The sequence below is a fragment of the Herbiconiux sp. genome (assembly GCF_023264855.1).
Classification (GTDB): domain Bacteria; phylum Actinomycetota; class Actinomycetes; order Actinomycetales; family Microbacteriaceae; genus Herbiconiux.
Genome location: NZ_JAHFUW010000033.1, coordinates 1 through 16,486, shown reverse-complemented (window position 1 = coordinate 16,486; position 16,486 = coordinate 1). Strand labels below are relative to the sequence as shown.

Annotated in this window: 12 protein-coding genes; 7 read left to right on the top strand and 5 right to left on the bottom strand. The window is 71.4% G+C overall.

The window, feature by feature from the left end; genetic code table 11:
• Window positions 1-35: 35 nt before the first annotated feature.
• On the bottom strand, window positions 36-1,499 hold the full coding sequence (locus Q0D75_RS13595) for an FAD-dependent monooxygenase (RefSeq protein ID WP_291054296.1): 1,464 nt from the start codon (window positions 1,497-1,499) through the stop codon (window positions 36-38).
• A 6-nt stretch (window positions 1,500-1,505) separates the two neighbouring features.
• Window positions 1,506-2,144, bottom strand: coding sequence for a helix-turn-helix domain-containing protein (locus Q0D75_RS13590; protein ID WP_291054295.1), 639 nt, complete (start codon window positions 2,142-2,144; stop codon window positions 1,506-1,508).
• 63 nt (window positions 2,145-2,207) lie between these two features.
• On the opposite strand from Q0D75_RS13590, the gene Q0D75_RS13585 reads away from it, so the two are divergent.
• Window positions 2,208-3,521 carry a nucleotide disphospho-sugar-binding domain-containing protein gene (locus Q0D75_RS13585; protein ID WP_291054293.1) on the top strand — a complete coding sequence of 438 codons (1,314 nt, stop codon included), beginning with the start codon at window positions 2,208-2,210 and terminating at the stop codon, window positions 3,519-3,521.
• A gap of 43 nt (window positions 3,522-3,564) precedes the next feature.
• Here the strand turns inward: Q0D75_RS13585 and Q0D75_RS13580 are convergent, their stop codons facing one another.
• Window positions 3,565-3,948 carry a bleomycin resistance protein gene (locus tag Q0D75_RS13580; protein ID WP_291054291.1) on the bottom strand — a complete coding sequence of 128 codons (384 nt, stop codon included), beginning with the start codon at window positions 3,946-3,948 and terminating at the stop codon, window positions 3,565-3,567.
• A 50-nt stretch (window positions 3,949-3,998) separates the two neighbouring features.
• On the opposite strand from Q0D75_RS13580, the gene Q0D75_RS13575 reads away from it, so the two are divergent.
• Window positions 3,999-4,409, top strand: coding sequence for a hypothetical protein (locus tag Q0D75_RS13575; RefSeq protein ID WP_291054289.1), 411 nt, complete (start codon window positions 3,999-4,001; stop codon window positions 4,407-4,409).
• On the opposite strand, the gene Q0D75_RS13570 is transcribed toward Q0D75_RS13575, so the two are convergent.
• Window positions 4,391-5,680, bottom strand: a complete 1,290-nt coding sequence (locus tag Q0D75_RS13570; protein ID WP_291054287.1) for an alpha/beta hydrolase — start codon at window positions 5,678-5,680, stop codon at window positions 4,391-4,393. The genes Q0D75_RS13575 and Q0D75_RS13570 overlap by 19 nt on opposite strands.
• Window positions 5,681-5,833: 153 nt before the next feature.
• Between Q0D75_RS13570 and Q0D75_RS13565 the strand changes: the two genes are divergently transcribed.
• The 5 genes from Q0D75_RS13565 to Q0D75_RS13545 all read left to right on the top strand — a co-directional run bounded on the left by Q0D75_RS13565 (window position 5,834) and on the right by Q0D75_RS13545 (window position 14,114).
• The gene (locus Q0D75_RS13565) at window positions 5,834-6,595 is read left to right on the top strand and encodes a hypothetical protein (protein WP_291054285.1); all 762 of its coding nucleotides are present in this window, start codon (window positions 5,834-5,836) and stop codon (window positions 6,593-6,595) included.
• Window positions 6,592-8,313, top strand: a complete 1,722-nt coding sequence (locus Q0D75_RS13560; protein ID WP_291054283.1) for a TrkA C-terminal domain-containing protein — start codon at window positions 6,592-6,594, stop codon at window positions 8,311-8,313. The genes Q0D75_RS13565 and Q0D75_RS13560 overlap by 4 nt, the downstream gene beginning before the upstream one ends.
• Window positions 8,314-8,341: 28 nt before the next feature.
• The gene (locus tag Q0D75_RS13555) at window positions 8,342-9,973 is read left to right on the top strand and encodes a bifunctional aspartate transaminase/aspartate 4-decarboxylase (protein ID WP_291054280.1); all 1,632 of its coding nucleotides are present in this window, start codon (window positions 8,342-8,344) and stop codon (window positions 9,971-9,973) included.
• Window positions 9,970-12,033 carry a phosphatidylglycerol lysyltransferase domain-containing protein gene (locus Q0D75_RS13550; RefSeq protein WP_291054278.1) on the top strand — a complete coding sequence of 688 codons (2,064 nt, stop codon included), beginning with the start codon at window positions 9,970-9,972 and terminating at the stop codon, window positions 12,031-12,033. The genes Q0D75_RS13555 and Q0D75_RS13550 overlap by 4 nt, the downstream gene beginning before the upstream one ends.
• A 71-nt stretch (window positions 12,034-12,104) precedes the next feature.
• Window positions 12,105-14,114, top strand: coding sequence for an AarF/UbiB family protein (locus Q0D75_RS13545; protein ID WP_291054276.1), 2,010 nt, complete (start codon window positions 12,105-12,107; stop codon window positions 14,112-14,114).
• Here the strand turns inward: Q0D75_RS13545 and Q0D75_RS13540 are convergent.
• Window positions 14,071-16,473 (bottom strand): HAD-IC family P-type ATPase, encoded by a 2,403-nt coding sequence (locus Q0D75_RS13540; RefSeq protein ID WP_291054362.1) that lies wholly within the window; start codon window positions 16,471-16,473, stop codon window positions 14,071-14,073. The genes Q0D75_RS13545 and Q0D75_RS13540 overlap by 44 nt on opposite strands.
• Window positions 16,474-16,486: the final 13 nt, after the last annotated feature.

Sequence of the window (16,486 nt, the reverse complement as noted above, 5' to 3'; positions counted from 1 at the left end):
CCGACGATGCCGCCGTGCTGCGCTCACGGTGAAATCTACCGGGTGGAGGGCTCCCCGAACCACGCCCGCAGTCGATGCGCGAGCCTGGCGGGATCGTCGCCGGCCCAGACGACGTGCCCGTCGGGCCGCAGCAGCACTGCGGCAGCCCCGAGATCGGCGCTCCCGGTCGCGACGAGGTCGACACGGTCGACGCGGTCGGCCCAGCCGGTGAGGGCGAGAGCGCCGGTGGAGTCCAGCAGCAGGCCGTGGCCCGTGTGCATCCGCTCGAAGAGGCGCGGGCCGGGCGGAACCGCGAGATCCGGCATCCGTCGTCCGAGCAGAACGGATGCCTCGGCGCCCGTCGCCTCCTCACCCACGTCGTAGCGGATACCGAGTCCGGTGACGCGTTCGGCCAGCAGCCGGCTCACCTCCTCGAGGTTCATCAGCTCGGTGAGCAGCTGCCGCACGGCCTGGGGCCCGGCTTCGGGTGACAGCAGCTCGCTCTGCGCCCGGGTGAGCGCGAGCACCTGCTCGGCCACCGGGTGCCGCTCGCTGAAGTAGCTGTCGAGCAGCCCGGGAGGCGCCCAGCCCCGCACGGTGGCGGCGAGCTTCCAGCCGAGGTTGAAGGCGTCCTGGATGCCGAGGTTCAGCCCCTGCCCGCCGAGCGGGGGATGCACATGCGCGGCATCGCCGGCCAGCAGCACCCGGCCCACCCGGTACTGCTCGGCCAGTCGCGTGGCGTCGCCGAAGCGGGTCAGCGAGCGCGCAGAGTGCACGCCGAAGTCGGTGCCCGCGTAGGCCCGCAGCTGCGTGCGGAACTCCTCGAGGCTCGGCGGTGTCGTTCGGTCGTCGGCGACGGATGCGGCGGGCACCACCGCGCGGAACAGCCCGTCGCCGGCCGGGCCGATCCCGAATCCGCGATGGGTCTCGCGCGCCCGCGCCGACACCACGGCCACCTCCTCGGCATCGGCCGTGAGCGCCACCTCGCCGAGCAGCCACTCGGTCGTGGCGGGCTCGCCCGGGAAGCCGACGCCCAGCATCCGTCGCACCAGGCTCCGCCCGCCGTCGCACCCCACCAGCCAGCGCGATCGCAGCGTGGTGCCGTCGGAGAGGTCGACGTCGACCCCGTCGTCGTCGGGGCGGAAGCCGACGACCTCGGCGCCGCGCCGCAGCACGGCACCCCGCTCGACGGCGTGGTCGGCGAGCAGCCGATCGGTGACGGGCTGGGGGATGCCGAGGATGTAGTCGTGCGTGGTGTCGAGCCGGGGCGGCCGCGCGGGGACGATGCCGGCGAAGTGCCCGGCGGCTCCCGGATACGGTGTTCCGGCCTCGAGGAACCGCTCGAGCAGGCCGCGCTGATCGAGGATCTCGATGCTGCGGGGATGCAGTCCGAGCGAGCGCACCGCCGGGTTCGGCTGGAGGTCGCGCTCCACGACGAGCACCTCGACGCCCTGCAGCCTCAGCTCGGCGGCGAGCATCATGCCCGTGGGGCCACCGCCGCTGATGATCACGTCGTACATGGGGCGCTACCCTTCCGGCCGGCGCAGCACGAGGCGATCGATCGCGTCGGCGAGCCAGGTCTCGTAGTGCTCGTCGCTCCAGCCGCGTTCGCGGGTGAAGAAGCGGTAGGTCTCGGGCGCCACGAGGTAGGTGAGGGTCTCGGTGCGCTCCTCGGCATCGACGTCGCCGTGCAGCAGTCCGTGGGCCTCACACCAGGTGATGGCCATCCCGATGTCGGCGTGCCGGCGGATGTTCAGGTCGGCCACCAGAGCGGCCACCCTCTCGTCGGACTCGGCCGCCACGGAGAGCGCGCGGTCGACGCCGGCCGTGCGCGCGTTCGCCTCGGCGAGGAAGTGCACGTAGGCGGGCAGCGCCTCGCCGGGCGGCAGCTGCATGATCGAGGCCAGCGCAGGTCGTTCGTGCAGCGGATGGGTGCCCTCGTCGCCGGCCAGCGCCACCTCGAACGCCGCCATCAACAGGGCGCTCTTGGGCCCGGCGAGGTGCACGCTCTGCACCGAGACGCCCGCGTGTGCGGCGATCGCGGGCATCGTGGTGCCCGCGTAGCCGTCGCGGGCGAACAAGTCGGTCGCCGCCTCCACGATGCGCCGTCGGGTCTGTGCCGACGACTCCTGCCGGATCGACGAGGTGTAAGGCCGAGGTGCCATGCCGCGATCCTAATATTTGCTGTAGTCATCCGTCAATGAATAGATGTGTGCTACAACAGACCCATGTCGACCTACCTCGTCTGCAGCTCGCCGATCCACGGGCATGCTGTGCCCATGCTCACGGCGGCACGCCATCTCGTGCAGCGGGGGCATCGGGTGATCGTGCTCACCGGCGCGCGCTTCGCCGGCCGGGTGCGCGAGATCGGCGCCGAGTTCCGCCCGCTCGGCGGCCGGGCCGACTTCGACGACCGGGATGTGTCGTCGTACCTGCCCGACCGGGATCGCTACCGCGGCCTCGCCCAGGCGCAGTACGACATCCAGAACATCTTCGTGAAGACCATCCCCGACCAGTACCGTGCCGTGTCGGCGATCCTCGAGGCCGAGAAGCCGGATGCGGTGCTCGTCGACGGGGCGTTCGCCGGTGTGGCGCCGCTGCTGCTGCGCACGGGCCCGCGACCTCCGGTGCTGGCGCTCGGGGTGACACCGCTCACGCAGAGCAGCCGCGACGTGGCCCCGGCGGGAACCGGGCTGCCGCCGTCGGCGACGGCGGCGGGCCGCATCCGGAACCGCCTGCTCGGGGTGCTCGCCCGCCGCGTGCTCTTCCGGCGCACCCAGACGCTCGCGCAGGGGCTCTTCGCCGACCTCGGCGTCGACCGGCTCGACCTGTTCGTGATGGATCTCTCCGGCGCCTTCGACCGCTTTCTGCAGCTCTGCCCGGCCGGGTTCGAATACCCGCGCAGCGACATCGCGCCGAACACCGTGTTCGTCGGGGCGATGCCGCCGGGCGGATCGAGCGGCGGATCGGCGGGCGCCGCGCTGCCCGAGTGGTGGGGCGACCTCGACGACGGCCGGCCGATCGTGCACGTCACGCAGGGCACGATCGACAACCACGACCTCGACCGGCTGATCCGTCCCACCCTGGCCGCGCTGCGCGGGCTGGACGTGACTGTCGTGGTGTCGCTCGGAGGACGGCCCCTCGCCGCCCTCGCCGCCACGGACCTCCCGCCGAACGCCCGGGTCGCCTCGTATCTGCCCTACGACGAGCTGCTGCCGCGCACCGCGGTGTACGTCACGAACGGCGGTTACGGCGGCGTGCAGCACGCACTCGGTGCGGGAGTGCCGATGGTGGTGGCCGGCGACACGGAGGACAAGCCCGAGGTGGCCGCGCGCGTGGCGTGGTCGGGCACCGGCGTGAACCTGCGCACCGGCACCCCATCGCCCGACGCCCTGCGTACTGCGGTGCAGAGGGTGCTCGACGACCCCTCCTACCGCGAACGGGCCGGGCGGATGGCGGCCGAGGCCGCCGGGTACGACACCCTGGCGCTGATCGAGGCCGAGCTGGAGTCGGCCGTGGCCGCCTGGCCGCGCTGGTACTGAAAGGGACCGCTGGGCGAGGGGAGCGGGTCGAGGCGGGTCGGCCTCAGGCCGCCGGCTGCTCGATCAGCGCCAGCTGTGTGCCGTCGGGATCGATCAGGTAGCCTGCGCGCAGCCCCCACTCCTGCAGGCGGATCGGATGCAGCCGGGGCATCCCGCTCGTGCTCTCGGGCACTCCGGAGCGGCGGATCGCGTCGTAGAGCTCGTCGGCATCCGTCACCCGCACCGAGCACATGAAGTCGCTGGCGAACGGGTCGAGGGCCGGCAGCGGAAAGAACTCCAGCTGCAGCCCGCCGCGCACGAGGATCAGCCAGCCCTCGTCGCGGAACACGTGCGTGAAGCCGAAGGCTCCGTAGAAGGCCTCCGTGGTGTCGAAGTCCCGCGACGGCAGGTTCGGCACGGCTCGGTCGGACGGCGGAATCGGCGACATGACTCCATGATGCCCCTCCGACGCGCGTCATCCGTGGTTCGATGGGCGGCATGACGAAGACTGCCTCCCGGCGCCGGCCCGGATCCGTGACGTTCGCCGTGGTGCTGATGTACATCGGCGGCATCGCCCAGATCGCCCTGGGCATCCTGGCCATCTTCCTGCGGTACGTGCCCGAGGCCTCCGAAGGCGGCGTCGCGCTCACGGTGACGCTGCTGGGCGTCGCGATGATCCTGTTCGGCCTGTTCGTGATCGCCCTGGCCTCGGGCGTGGCCCGGGGGAGCCGGGCGTCGCGGATCGGCGCGACCGTGGTGATGCTGCTGGCGCTGCTGCTCGCCGTGCTCGACCTGGTGGTGGCGGGAGACGGCGACTGGTCGGGCGTGGCCGTGCAGCTGGTGGTGGCGGCCGCGGTGATCGTCCCGCTGTGGACGGGGCCGGGACGGCGCTACTTCGCGGGCGTCTGAAAGGTCGTCGCCGAGGGGTCGGTGGAGGCGCGGGCCGCGTTCTCGAGCGAGTCGGTGCCGGTATCCAGGTAGCCGAACTCCCGCATGTGCTGGGCGTACAGGCGGTCGCGTTCGGCGGGGTCGGCGTACTTCGTCCAGGCCCCCGAGGTGGGGTCGTCGTTGTAGGGGGAGTGCAGGATCGGGGCGTGCCCGGTGACGCCCACGAGCCCGCGCGCGGGATCGCCGTCGGCGCCGATGACGGTGGCGCCGAAGGCGGGCGCGCGCGGATCGATCCGCTCGATCCGGCCGAGCCCCGCCTCCAGGTCGGCGACGGCCTCGCCCGCGAACACCTGCTCGGCGCTCAGCGCGGCGGCACGGCCGATCCGGTATTCGATCCCGGCCGAGCCGAGCATCACGAAGGCGTAGAGGCCGAGATCGTCGTCGGCCAGCGCATCCGCCGCCGTCGTGGTGCCGTAGGAGTGCGCGATCACGCTCACCGTGTCGAGCCCGGTTCCGTCGCGAGCCGCGGTGAGGGCCCGGATGTCGGCACTCAGCAGGGGCGCGCCACGAGCGGCGTACGCACCCGCGGTGGCGTCGATGCCCGGGGGTGGGGGGACGTACCCGATCCATGCGATGACGGAACGCGCGGCCGGCGCGCCCGCCCGGCCCTGGGCACGATGGATGTTCTCGGCCCCCGTCGTCCACAGCTGCATGTCGTCGGTGTAGGTGCCCATGCCGGGAACGGAATACGTCACCTGCCGCGCCGTGTCGGGGTCGCCGACGGCCACGGCCGCGAGCGGAGGCTGGTCGTCGGTGAGCTCGACCAGGTAGCGGGCCGGTTCGTGCTTTCCCTTCGAGGCGCCGTGGATGGCGCTGAGGGCGGCGAACCGGCTCGCGGCCTCGGCGTCGGAGGGATCGGCCGCCACCGCCTTGCCCGCGGCGTCGAGGCGTTCGGCGAGCTGGGCGCGGTTCGCGGTGTCGCGCGAGGCGTAGTCGATGCCGCCGAGGTTGCCGATCGTCTCCGGCGCCGACTCCACCATCTCAGCCCGGTCTTCGGGGGACTGCTCCGACCACCACTCGGCCACCACGTCGGGCCGGGTGTTCAGGGCCTTCAGCGCGAGCCCCGGCCGATCGGCCAGGTAGTCGTCGACCTGGTCGTCGGGCAGGCTCAGCAAGGTGGCGATGTCGGGATCGGGCTCGACCCGCTCGTGGCCCGGGCCGAGCGCCACGGCGACCACGGCGACGATGCCGGCCGCCAGCAGGGAGATCACCCGCCTGGCCGTTCGCCGCATCACGCCGCCTCCGTCGTGGGCGGGCGATCAGCGGCCCGCCATGCGGCCATCTTCGCCCATCCCGCAGACCGGATCAAATCAACCGGGGCGGGCCGCCCGCGCCCGCGCTAGGGTCATCTCCAACAACGGCTGATCCGACCGGCAGGGGGTCTCGTGAGCACGATGACCGTAGTGAAGAACGGCCGCCTCAACCCCGATGTGCGGCTCTGGACGGGCATCGCGGCCATCGCGGTCGGAACGCTCACCCTGGCGGAGTTCGTGCTGCAGCTCGTGCTGTTCGTGCCCGCCCCGTCTCTGGACGACGCAGACGCTCTCGTGCGGTACGCCTCGGCGACCGCCGACCTGACGCTGGTGAACGTGCTCTTCGACACCTTCCTGCTCGCCGCGATCGTGGTGTTCGTCTCGGGCTTCCGCCAGCTCATCACGCAGGCCCGGCCCGATCTGCAGTGGGTGACCGGCATCCTGTTCGGATCGGGTCTGCTGCTCGTGCTGTGCACCCTGGTCGGCGATGCGCTGCAGGGTGCCACCGCGCTGGACACGATGGATCTGCGGCCGGATCCCTCGTCGCTCCGAACCCTCGTGGAGGGTCACACGCTGCTCTTCGGGTCGGTCGGCTGCACCCTCACGGCGCTGGTCGCTGCATCCGCCGCGTACGTCATCATCGCCTCGGCCGCGTTGCCGGCCTGGACGGGGTACCTGGCCTACGCCGTGGCCGGCCTCAACCTGCTGGCCGTGCCGACGATGTTCGGCGGCACGAACCCCGACGCGTTCTTCGCGGCGGCGGGCGGCGCCACCGTGCTTCTGGCGACCTTCCCCTGGCTGATCTGGGTGTTCTGCGTGGGGATCGTCGCCATCCGTGACCGCCGGCGGATCGAGCACCTGCCGGCCGCCGTTCGGGAAGCGGTGGGCCGATGATCGTCCCGTGGCTCCACGACGTGCTGGTGGCCCACCCCGAGATCGTGGTGTTCGCGACGCTCGGTCTGGGGTTCCTGCTCGGGCGGGTGAGCGTGCGGGGCATCGGCCTGGGGACGGTCACCTCGACGCTGCTGGTGGGCGTGGTGTTCGGGGCGGTGATCGGCAGCGACCTGCAGGTGGCGCCCGTGATGAAGCAGACCTTCTTCCTGCTCTTCCTGTTCTCGCTCGGCTACAAGCTGGGGCCGCAGTTCTTCGCCGGGCTACGGCGCTCGGGGCTGCCGCAGGCCGGCTTCGCGCTGGCGACGGCCGTGGTCGGCTTCGCCGTCACGATCGGGGTGAGCGTGATCCTCGGCTACAACCCGGGCATCGCGGCGGGTCTGGCGGGCGGCGGCCTCACCCAGTCGGCGATCATCGGGGTGGCGCAGGATGCCATCGCGGGACTGCCGGTGGACGGGTCGACCGCCCAGGCCTGGAGCGATCTCGTGCCGGTCGCCTACGCCGTGACCTACATCTTCGGCACCCTCGGTGCCGCCCTCTACATCTCGCTGCTCGCACCGAGGCTGCTGGGCATCCGGGATCTGCCCGCCGCCTCGCGCGAGCTCGAGCAGCGCCTCGGGTTCCACGAGGAGGCCCCGGATGTGTCCAGCGCGTATCCGCTGATCGCCCGGCGGGCCTACCGGCTCGGCCCCGACTTCGCGGCCCGTACCGTGCGCGCGTTCGAGTCGGAGGCCGCGGAGATCGCCGGGTCCCACCTCTACGTCGCCCGGGTGCGCCGAAGCTCGGGCATCGTGGATCCCGGGCCCGACGACGCGCTCGCGCCCGGAGACGAGATCGTCGTCGCCGGAACCACGCCGGCACTGATCGCCCGGCAGCTGGAGAACGCCGGAACGGAGATCGCCGATCGCGAGTTGCTCGACTTCCCGCTGGAGGCGCTGGACATCGTGGTGACGAACAAGTCGGCCGTCGGGCGCACAATCGCCGAGATGCGGAACGACCCGCGCTCGCGCCGCATTTTCGCCACCCGGCTGCTGCGGGCGGGCCGGCCGATCGCCGTCACCGGGCACACCGTGCTGCAGGCGGGCGACGAACTGCGCGTGCAGGGGCCGACGGATCTGCTCGAGCAGGGCATTCAGGCGGTGGGCCGGGCCGAACGCACCGATCCGAAGACCGACATCGTCACGATCGGTTTCGGCATCGCCCTCGGCGCCCTGATCGGCGTGCCCAGCCTGCTCGTCGGAGACGTTCCGCTCTCGCTCACCTCGAGCGTCGGTGTGCTGCTCGTCGGGCTCGTGCTGGGCTGGCGGCGCGCGAAGCGGCCGACGTTCGGGCGCATCCCGCCGGGCGCGCAGTGGTTCTTCGAGACCGTGGGCCTGGCGATGTTCGTGGCGATCGTGGGCATCGACTCGGGCCCGGGGTTCGTGGAGGGCCTGATCGACTACGGCGCCGGCCTCTTCCTCGCCGGCGTGGTGGTGACGCTCGTGCCCCTGCTGGTGATGACCGTCGTCGGCCGCTTCCTGATGCGCAAGACCGAACCGGTGGTGATCCTCGGCATGCTGGCCGGCTCGCTCACCACCACCGCCGCGGTCGGGGCCCTGCGCGAACGGGCACGCAGCAGCGTCCCGCTGCTCGGGTTCACCATCCCGTACGCCGTCGGCAACATCGTCCTGACCCTGGGCGGCGCACTGGTAGTAGCCGTCATCGCCCTCGTGGCCCTCTGATCCCTCGCAGCCGTCCTAAGGAGACCCCGTGCCGCACCCCAGCATCACCCGCGAGCGCATCGCCCGGCTGCAGACGCTGTCGCCGTTCGAGCTGAAGTCCGAACTGCAGCGCCTCGCCGGCGAGCACGAGGCGCGTACCGCCTTCCAGATGCTGAACGCCGGCCGCGGCAACCCCAATTTCATCGCCTCGGCGCCGCGCGAGGCCTTCTTCGCCCTCGGGCGGTTCGCGCTGACCGTCTGCCGTGAGAACCGGGAGTGGGATCCGGAACTCATCGGCGTGCCGGAGAAGGACGGCATCGCGGACCGGTTCACGCGCTGGCTCGACGAGAACGACGGCGAGGCGGGAACCGGTCTGCTGCGCCGCGTGCTGGCGCTCGGCCTCGACGAACTCGGCTTCGACGCCGACTCCTTCGTGTGGGAACTCGCCGACTCCGTGATCGGCGACCACTATCCCGAGCCCGACCGGATGCTGCACCACGCCGAGGCGATCACCCACCGGTACCTGGTGCAGGAGCTCTGTGCCGGCGTCGAGCCCGAGGTGCCGTTCGACCTGTTCGCGGTCGAGGGCGGAACGGCGGCGATGTGCTACATCTTCGACTCGCTGCTGAAGAACAAGGTGCTGCACCGCGGGGACCGGATCGCGATCATGACGCCGATCTTCACGCCGTACCTGGAGATCCCGCGCCTGTCCGACTACGACTTCGACGTGGTGCATCTCGCGGCCAGCGAGGTCGACGACCGCGGGGTGAATCTCTGGCAGTACCCGGCGGCGGAGATCGAGCGGCTGCGCGATCCCTCGATCGCGGCGCTGTTCGTGGTGAACCCCTCCAACCCGCCCTCGGTACGCATCGCCGACGAGACCATCCGGCTGATCTCCGAGACCGTCCGCGAGCACAATCCCGGGCTGACGATCATCACCGACGACGTGTACTGCACCTTCATCGACGGGTTCCGCTCGCTGCTGGCCGAACTGCCCCGCAACACCATCGGCGTCTACTCGTACTCGAAGTACTTCGGGGCCACCGGATGGCGGCTGGGCGCCATCGCGCTCAGCCGCGACAACGTGTTCGACGAGAAGATCGCCGCGCTCGGCGAGAACGACCTGGCCGAGCTCGACGCCCGCTACGGCTCGCTCTCGCTCGCCCCGCGCCGCATCCGCTTCATCGACCGGCTCGTGGCCGACAGCCGCTCGGTGGCGCTCAACCACACCGCGGGCCTCTCGCTGCCGCAGCAGTGCATGATGCTGCTGTTCTCGGCCTCCTGCCTGCTCGACAGCGACGATCACTACCGTCACGCCGTGCAGGCGCTCATCCGGCGCCGGATGGACATGCTCACCGAGGGGATGGCCGTGCGGTTTCCGGACGACCCGTACCGCGTGGGCTACTACGTCGAGCTCGACCTGCTCGCCTACGCCCGGCGCCACTGGGATCCGGAGTTCGCCGAATACCTGGAGCGCACGTACGAACCCACCGACATCCTCTTCCGCCTGGCCGAGCAGACCGGCATCATCCTGCTGAACGGCGGCGGCTTCGAGGGGCCGGCGTGGTCGATCCGGGTCTCGCTCGCCAACCTGCGCGATGTGCAGTATGCCCGGATCGGGGAGAGTCTGCGCTCCGTCGCCCTGGAGTACGTAAAAGAATGGCAGGCGAGCCGATCATGAGACCACCTTCCTTGCGCGACATCGTCACCCGCATCCCCGCCACCCTCGCGCTGGTCGCCGTGGTGCTGATCGTCGGCGTCGCCGGTCAGGGTCTGTGGTCGCCCACCGCGCAGCAGCCGTGGTGGGAATCGGTGGCGTTCGGTGTTCCCGCCTTGCAGGACGGCCGATGGTGGACTCCCGTCACCGGCACGTTCTTCGTGGCGGAGCCCTGGGGCTACCTCTTCGCGGTGCTCGGCTTCTTCTGGATGGGGCTTCTGGAGTGGCAGCGCGGATGGCGACGAGCTCTTCTCTACTTCGGCGCCGGCCAGCTGGTGGCCGTGCTGGCGACCGCCGCCTTCCTCTGGCTGGCGAGCATGCTGCCGTGGCCGTGGGCGATCACCCTCGCCGGCATGCTCGACGTGGGCCCCTCGGGCGGCACCATGGCCTGCTTCGCCGCCTGTGTCTCGCTCTTCGCCTCGCCGTGGCGGCAGCGCGGCTGGATCATCGTGGTGGGCTACACCGCGATCGGACTGCTCTTTCTCGGCACCCTCGCCGATCTCGAGCACGCCTTCGCCGTGGTGTTCGTGCTCGTGGTCGACCGGTCGTTCCGCATCCAGCGCGCGAGCGTACGGGAGCGGCGGCTGCTCGCGTTCGCGGCGGGCCTCGCGCTGGGCGTGGTGCAGATCCTGACCCTGCTGCTGCCGACGAACGGTCCGTTCGGGCCCACCGCGGCGGCGGACGGACCGTGGGTCGAGGTGCTGATCGACGCGGCCGTCATCCTGCTCGTCGCCAACGGGCTGCGGCTCGGCCGGCGGTGGGCCTGGGTTCTGACGGTGATCTGGGCGGTCGTGAACGTGCTCGTCGCGGTGCTCTACATCGCGCTGTCGGTATTGGACCCGGTCGACCTGCAGCTGGACTGGGGCGACGCGGATGTGGCCATCGCGACCTCCGTGCTCTGGCTCGCGTTCCTGATCTACCTCGTCGCCACCCGTCGCGCGTTCGCCTCGCACCGTCGCCGCCCGCTCGGGGTGCCGCGCAAGCGCGAGCACCGTGAGCTGCCCACGGCCGACGACGCGCGCGCGATCATCAAGGCCGACGGGGGAGGCACGCTGTCCTGGATGGCCACCTGGGAGGGCATGGAGTACTTCCGCACCACGGCCGGGCTGGTGCCGTACCAGAAGCACCTGGGCGTGGCGATCGTGCTGGCCGATCCGCTGGGCCCGTCGGAGTCGGTCGCGGCGAGCGTCGACGAGTTCGTGCGGGCGGCCGAGCGCGACTCCCTCGTGCCGTGCTTCTTCAGCTCCAGCCAGGCGACGCGCGACGCGATGCCCGAGGGATGGCGCGATCTCATCATCGCCGACGACACGATCGTCGATCTGCCGGGGCTGGCGTTCACGGGCAAGGCCTGGGCGAACATCCGCACCGCGTTGAACAAGGCCGAGCGGGAGGGGATGACCTTCCGCCTCACGCGCCTCGCGGATGAACCGTGGGGGGTGCGCCAGCAGCTGCGGGCCATCTCCGAGGGGTGGGTGGGTGACAAGGAGCTGCCCGAGATGCGGTTCACGCTCGGCACGCTCCAGGAGGCCGACGACCCCGAGGTGCGGCTCGCGCTCGCCCTCTCGCCGCAGGGCGACGTGGACGGTTTCCTCAGCTGGCTGCCCGTGTTCGGCCCGGGCGGAGAGCACCACGGCTGGACGCTCGACCTGATGCGGCGCCGCGACGACGGGTTCGGCTCGGTGATGGAGTACCTGATCGGCTCCTCGGCCCGCGCCTTCGCCGAGGAGGGGGCGCAGATCCTCTCGCTCTCCGGCGCACCGCTCGCCCACCATGCGGGTGAGGACGAGGGGCGGATCGCGCACCTGCTCGGGCAGTTGAGCGCCATCCTCGAGCCGGTGTACGGCTTCTCGTCACTGCACCGGTTCAAGCAGAAGTTCAACCCGCGCTCGGAGCCGATCTACCTGCTCTACCGCGACGAGGGCGACCTCACCCGCATCGGTGCGGCGCTCACCCGGGCGTTCCTGCCGGATGCCACGCTGCGGCAGTTCGCCGGCGCGGGCCTGGACATGCTCCGCCGGGACTGACCTGCGGCGCCGGCACCGACCATCGGCGCCGGGAACGACGAAGGCGCCGGAATGGACGAAAGGGGCTGCGCATGCTGGCCGATGTGGTGACCGTTCTTCTCGCGATCGTCTCGGCGGTGCTGGTGGGCTTCGTGGCCCGGCGCATCCTGGACACCCCGGTGGGCTGGCCGCGCAGCATCGTGGTGGGGCTGCTGGTGTTCGCGGCAGGCCTGCCCTTCGCCTCGTGGGTGCTCGACGGCACCGGCCTGCAGCCGGACGGCCAGGTGCAGGATGCCCGGCACGCGCTGGTCGTGCTGGCCGTGGTGGTGCTCGCCCTCGCCTGGGTGTTCGCGTTGGGTATCGCGGTGCTGGTCGCTCTGGAGGCGATCGTGCCGACGCGCGCGCTGCCGAACCCGGTCGACGCGGTGCGGGCGGCGCTCCGGCAGCGGCGCCGGTCGAAGCGGTACCTGCAGATCCTCGCCATCGCCTCGCGGCACGGGGCCGGCTGGCTCTTCCACCCGCGCGCATCCACCGATCATGAGCTCACCACGAGCGCGCAGCGGGCCCAGGCGATCGTCGACACGATCAACGAGTCGGGTGTCACGTTCGTGAAACTCGGGCAGGTGCTCTCCACCCGGCGCGACCTCGTTCCGGAGCCGTATCTGAGCGCGCTGGCCTCCCTGCAGTCCGGCGCCACCACGCTGCCCTGGGAGACGATCCGCCCGCTGATCGAAGAGGGGATCGGGGGCCCGCTCGACACCGTGTTCGCGTCGGTCGACCCCGAACCGCTGGCGGCGGCATCCGTGGCCCAGGTGCACCGGGCCGAGCTGCTCGACGGCACTCCGGTCGTGGTCAAGGTGCAGCGTCCGGCGGCTCGGGCCCAGGTGGAGGCCGACGTCGACATCATCCTGCGCCTGGCCCAGCGGGCCGAGACGCACACCCGGATGGGACGCGACCTCCGCCTGGAATCGGTGGCCAGGGGCTTCACCAGCACACTGCTGGACGAGCTGGACTACGGCATCGAGGCCTCCAACACCGAGATGATCCGCAGCACGCTCGCGCTGATCGCGGCCGACGACCACGGGCGCGACGTTCCGATCGCGGTGCCCCGCATCCATCCGCAGGCCTCCGGCGCGCGGATGCTGACGATGGACCTGGTGGACGGGGTGCCGCTCAGCCGGGCCGGGGCACGCTTGGCCGAACTGACGGAGGAGGCGCGCGAGGCCCTCGCCGTGTCGCTGATGACGGCCGTGATCGAGCAGATCCTCGTGCACGGCGTCTTCCACGCCGACCTGCACCCGGGCAACGTCATCCTGCGCGAGGACGGCTCGCTGGGCCTGATCGACTTCGGAGCCGTGGGCATCGTGGAGCGCAGCCGGCGGCAGCACCTCGCCGCGCTGATGCTCGCGGCGACCAGCGAAGACGACGTGGGGGCCACGGATGCGCTTCTGCTCATCGTCGACGTTCCGGATGACGTCGACCTCGACGCCTTCCGTCACGACATCGGCGTGGTGCTGACCTCGCAGCGTCACCTGCCGCCCGGCGACGGATCGATCTTCACCCGGGTGGTCGACGTCATCCGCCAGCACCGCATCGCCCTGCCCGCCGATCTGGCCTCGGCGTTCCGCAGCTTCGCCACCCTCGAGGGGTGCCTCAAAGTGATCGTTCCCGATTTCGACCTGGTGCAGCGGGCCATCCCCGTGGTGCCCCGGGTGCTGCGGCACATGGTCAAGCTCAGGCAGTTCGCCACCGGCGCCCAGGCGCAGGCCGCCGTGACGGCCGCGCTGGTGCGGGGGCTGCCGCGCCGCCTCGACACGCTGCTCTCGGGGCTGGAGCGCGGATCCGTCGGCATCAAGCTGCGAGCGTTCACCGACGAGGCCGATCAGCGCTTCGCCCGCACCATCACCTCGGAGATCGTCGGCACCCTCATCTCGATCGCGGCCGTGGTGCTGGCGGTGGTGCTGCTGGTGACCGACTCGAGCCCGCAGCTCGCCAGCGGGCTGCGCCTGTTCGACCTGCTCGGAGCGCTGATCGGGTTCTTCGGGTTCCTCGGCCTGCTCAGGGTCGTCCGGCAGATCTTCGTGCGCCGCGCGCGCCGGTAGCGCTCCGCGCGAGCCCGGCCGTCTCGGCGTCGCGTCGCGCGATCCGGCGGTGGGCGAAGCGCACGATCTCGATCAGCGCGATCGACAGCAGCGAGGTGCCGAGCACGAGCAGCGCGGTGGTGAGCGACGGGTCGACCAGCTGCAGGAAGTCGCGCACGATCGGCACCGTGTACACCAGCACCAGTCCGATCATCATGGCGCCGATCACGAGCCCCTTGAACCGGGTGACCGGGCGCGAGAGCACCACCAGGATCCACAGCCCGATGATGGTCAGGATGAGCGTCGACCCGGTGCGGATCTCGGCCTCGGGGATCTGCGCGTTCGCGGCCAGGCGGGCGAACGCGGCGATGCCGAGCGTCACGGCGACGCCGGCGGGCACCGCGAAGGTGAGCGAACGGCGCAGGAATCCGGGTACGTACCGCTGCGCGTTGGGCAGCAGTGCCAGGAAGAACGCCGGAATGCCGATGGTGAGGCCATCCGTCACCGACAGCTGGCGGGGCAGGAAGGGGAAGGGCAGCAGCAGGATGCCGAACGTGATCGCCAGGAAGGTCGCGTAGGCGGTCTTGGTGAGGAAGAGCATCGACACGCGCTCGATGTTCGCGATCACCTGCCGACCCTCGGCGACGACGCTCGGCAGGTGCGAGAACTTGCCGTCGAGCAGCACCAGCCGCGCCACGGCCTTGGTGGCCGCCGCGCCGGAGTTCATGGCCACGCCGATGTCGGCCTCCTTGATGGCCAGGGCGTCGTTCACGCCGTCCCCGGTCATCGCCACGGTGTGTCCGGCCGCTTTCAGCGCCACGACGATCCGCTTCTTCTGGTCGGGCGTCACCCGGCCGAACACGAGGTTCTCGTCGAGCACCCGCAGCAGCTCGTCCGCGTCGTCGGGCAGCTCGCGGGCGTCGAAGCCGTGCGGGGCGTCCAGCCCCACCTCGCGGGCGATGGCGGCCACGGTCTGCGGGTTGTCGCCCGAGATGATGCGCACCCCCACGTCTTGCGCGGCGAAGTAGGCGAGCGTCTCGGCGGCATCCGGGCGGATGTTCTCGCGGAAGGTCAGCAGCACCACCGGCACGGCGTCGGCCGGCACGGTCTCGTCGCCGGTGGGCGTGCCGTGCGCGAGCACGAGCGTGCGGCGGCCGGTCGCGGCCAGCTCGGCGGCGCGCTCGGCGAGCTTCCGGCGCATCGGGTCAGCGGATGCGCCGGGAAACACCATCTCGGGCCCGCCCAGAATCCACATCCCGTCGCCGAACATCACGGCGCTCCATTTGCGGGCCGACGAGAACGGCACACGGTCGACCGGGGCATCCGTTCGCACCGCCGGGAACGGCTCGGCGAGGCTGCGCGCCGTCGCGTTGGCGTCGTTCTGCACGCCGTACCAGGCCAGCACACCCTCCCAGCCGGGCACCTCGGCGAGCGGATGCGCGGCGTCGAACACGATGTCGCCCTGCGTGAGCGTGCCGGTCTTGTCGAGGCAGATCAGGTCGACCCGAGCGAGCCCCTCCACCGCGGGGAGCTCCTGCACCAGCACCTGCTGACGGGCGAGCTTCACGGCGCCGACGGCGAAGGTGATGCTCGTCATGAGCACGAGGCCGAGCGGCACCATGGCGACGACCGAGGCGATGGTGGCGACGGCCGCGTCGCGCCAGGCTCCGCTCTCCCAGGCCTGCACCCAGCCGCCCTGCGCGATCATCTGCGCGTTCAGCACCAGCAGCGCGACGGGGCCGATGATCCAGGCCACCCACTTCAGCACCCGGTTGATCGAGGAGCGCAGTTCGGAGGCCACGAGCGAGAACCGCTTGGCCTCGGCGGCGAGCGAGTTGGCGAACGAGTCGGCGCCCACCCGGTCGACCACGGCGGTGCCCTCGCCGCCCACCACTACCGAACCGGAGAGCACCCGGTCGCCGGGCGCCTTCTCCACCGGGTCGGACTCGCCGGTGAGCATCGACTCGTCCAGCTGCAGGCCGCGCGAGGCCTGCACGAGCGCGTCGGCGGGAACCTGGTCGCCGGCGCGCAGCACGAGCATGTCGTCCACCACCACGGCAGCCACGTCGACCTCCGCCTCCGCGCCGTCGCGGAGCACCCGCGCGTGCGGGGCGTTCAGCAGGGCCAGCTTGTCGAGGGCGCGCTTGGCGCGGTACTCCTGCACGCTGCCGATCACCGCGTTGGCCACGGCGGAGAAGCCGAACAGCGCATCCTGCCACCGGCCGATCGCCAGCAGCACCAGGAAGCAGGCCAGGATGATGCCGTTGAACAGCGTGAGCACGTTCGCGCGCACGATGCTCCACACGCTACGGCTGGTGTCTTGCACGAACGCGTTCGTGCGGCCGGCCGCGACGCGCTCGGCGACCTCGGCCGCAGTCAGCCCCGAGGGCGAC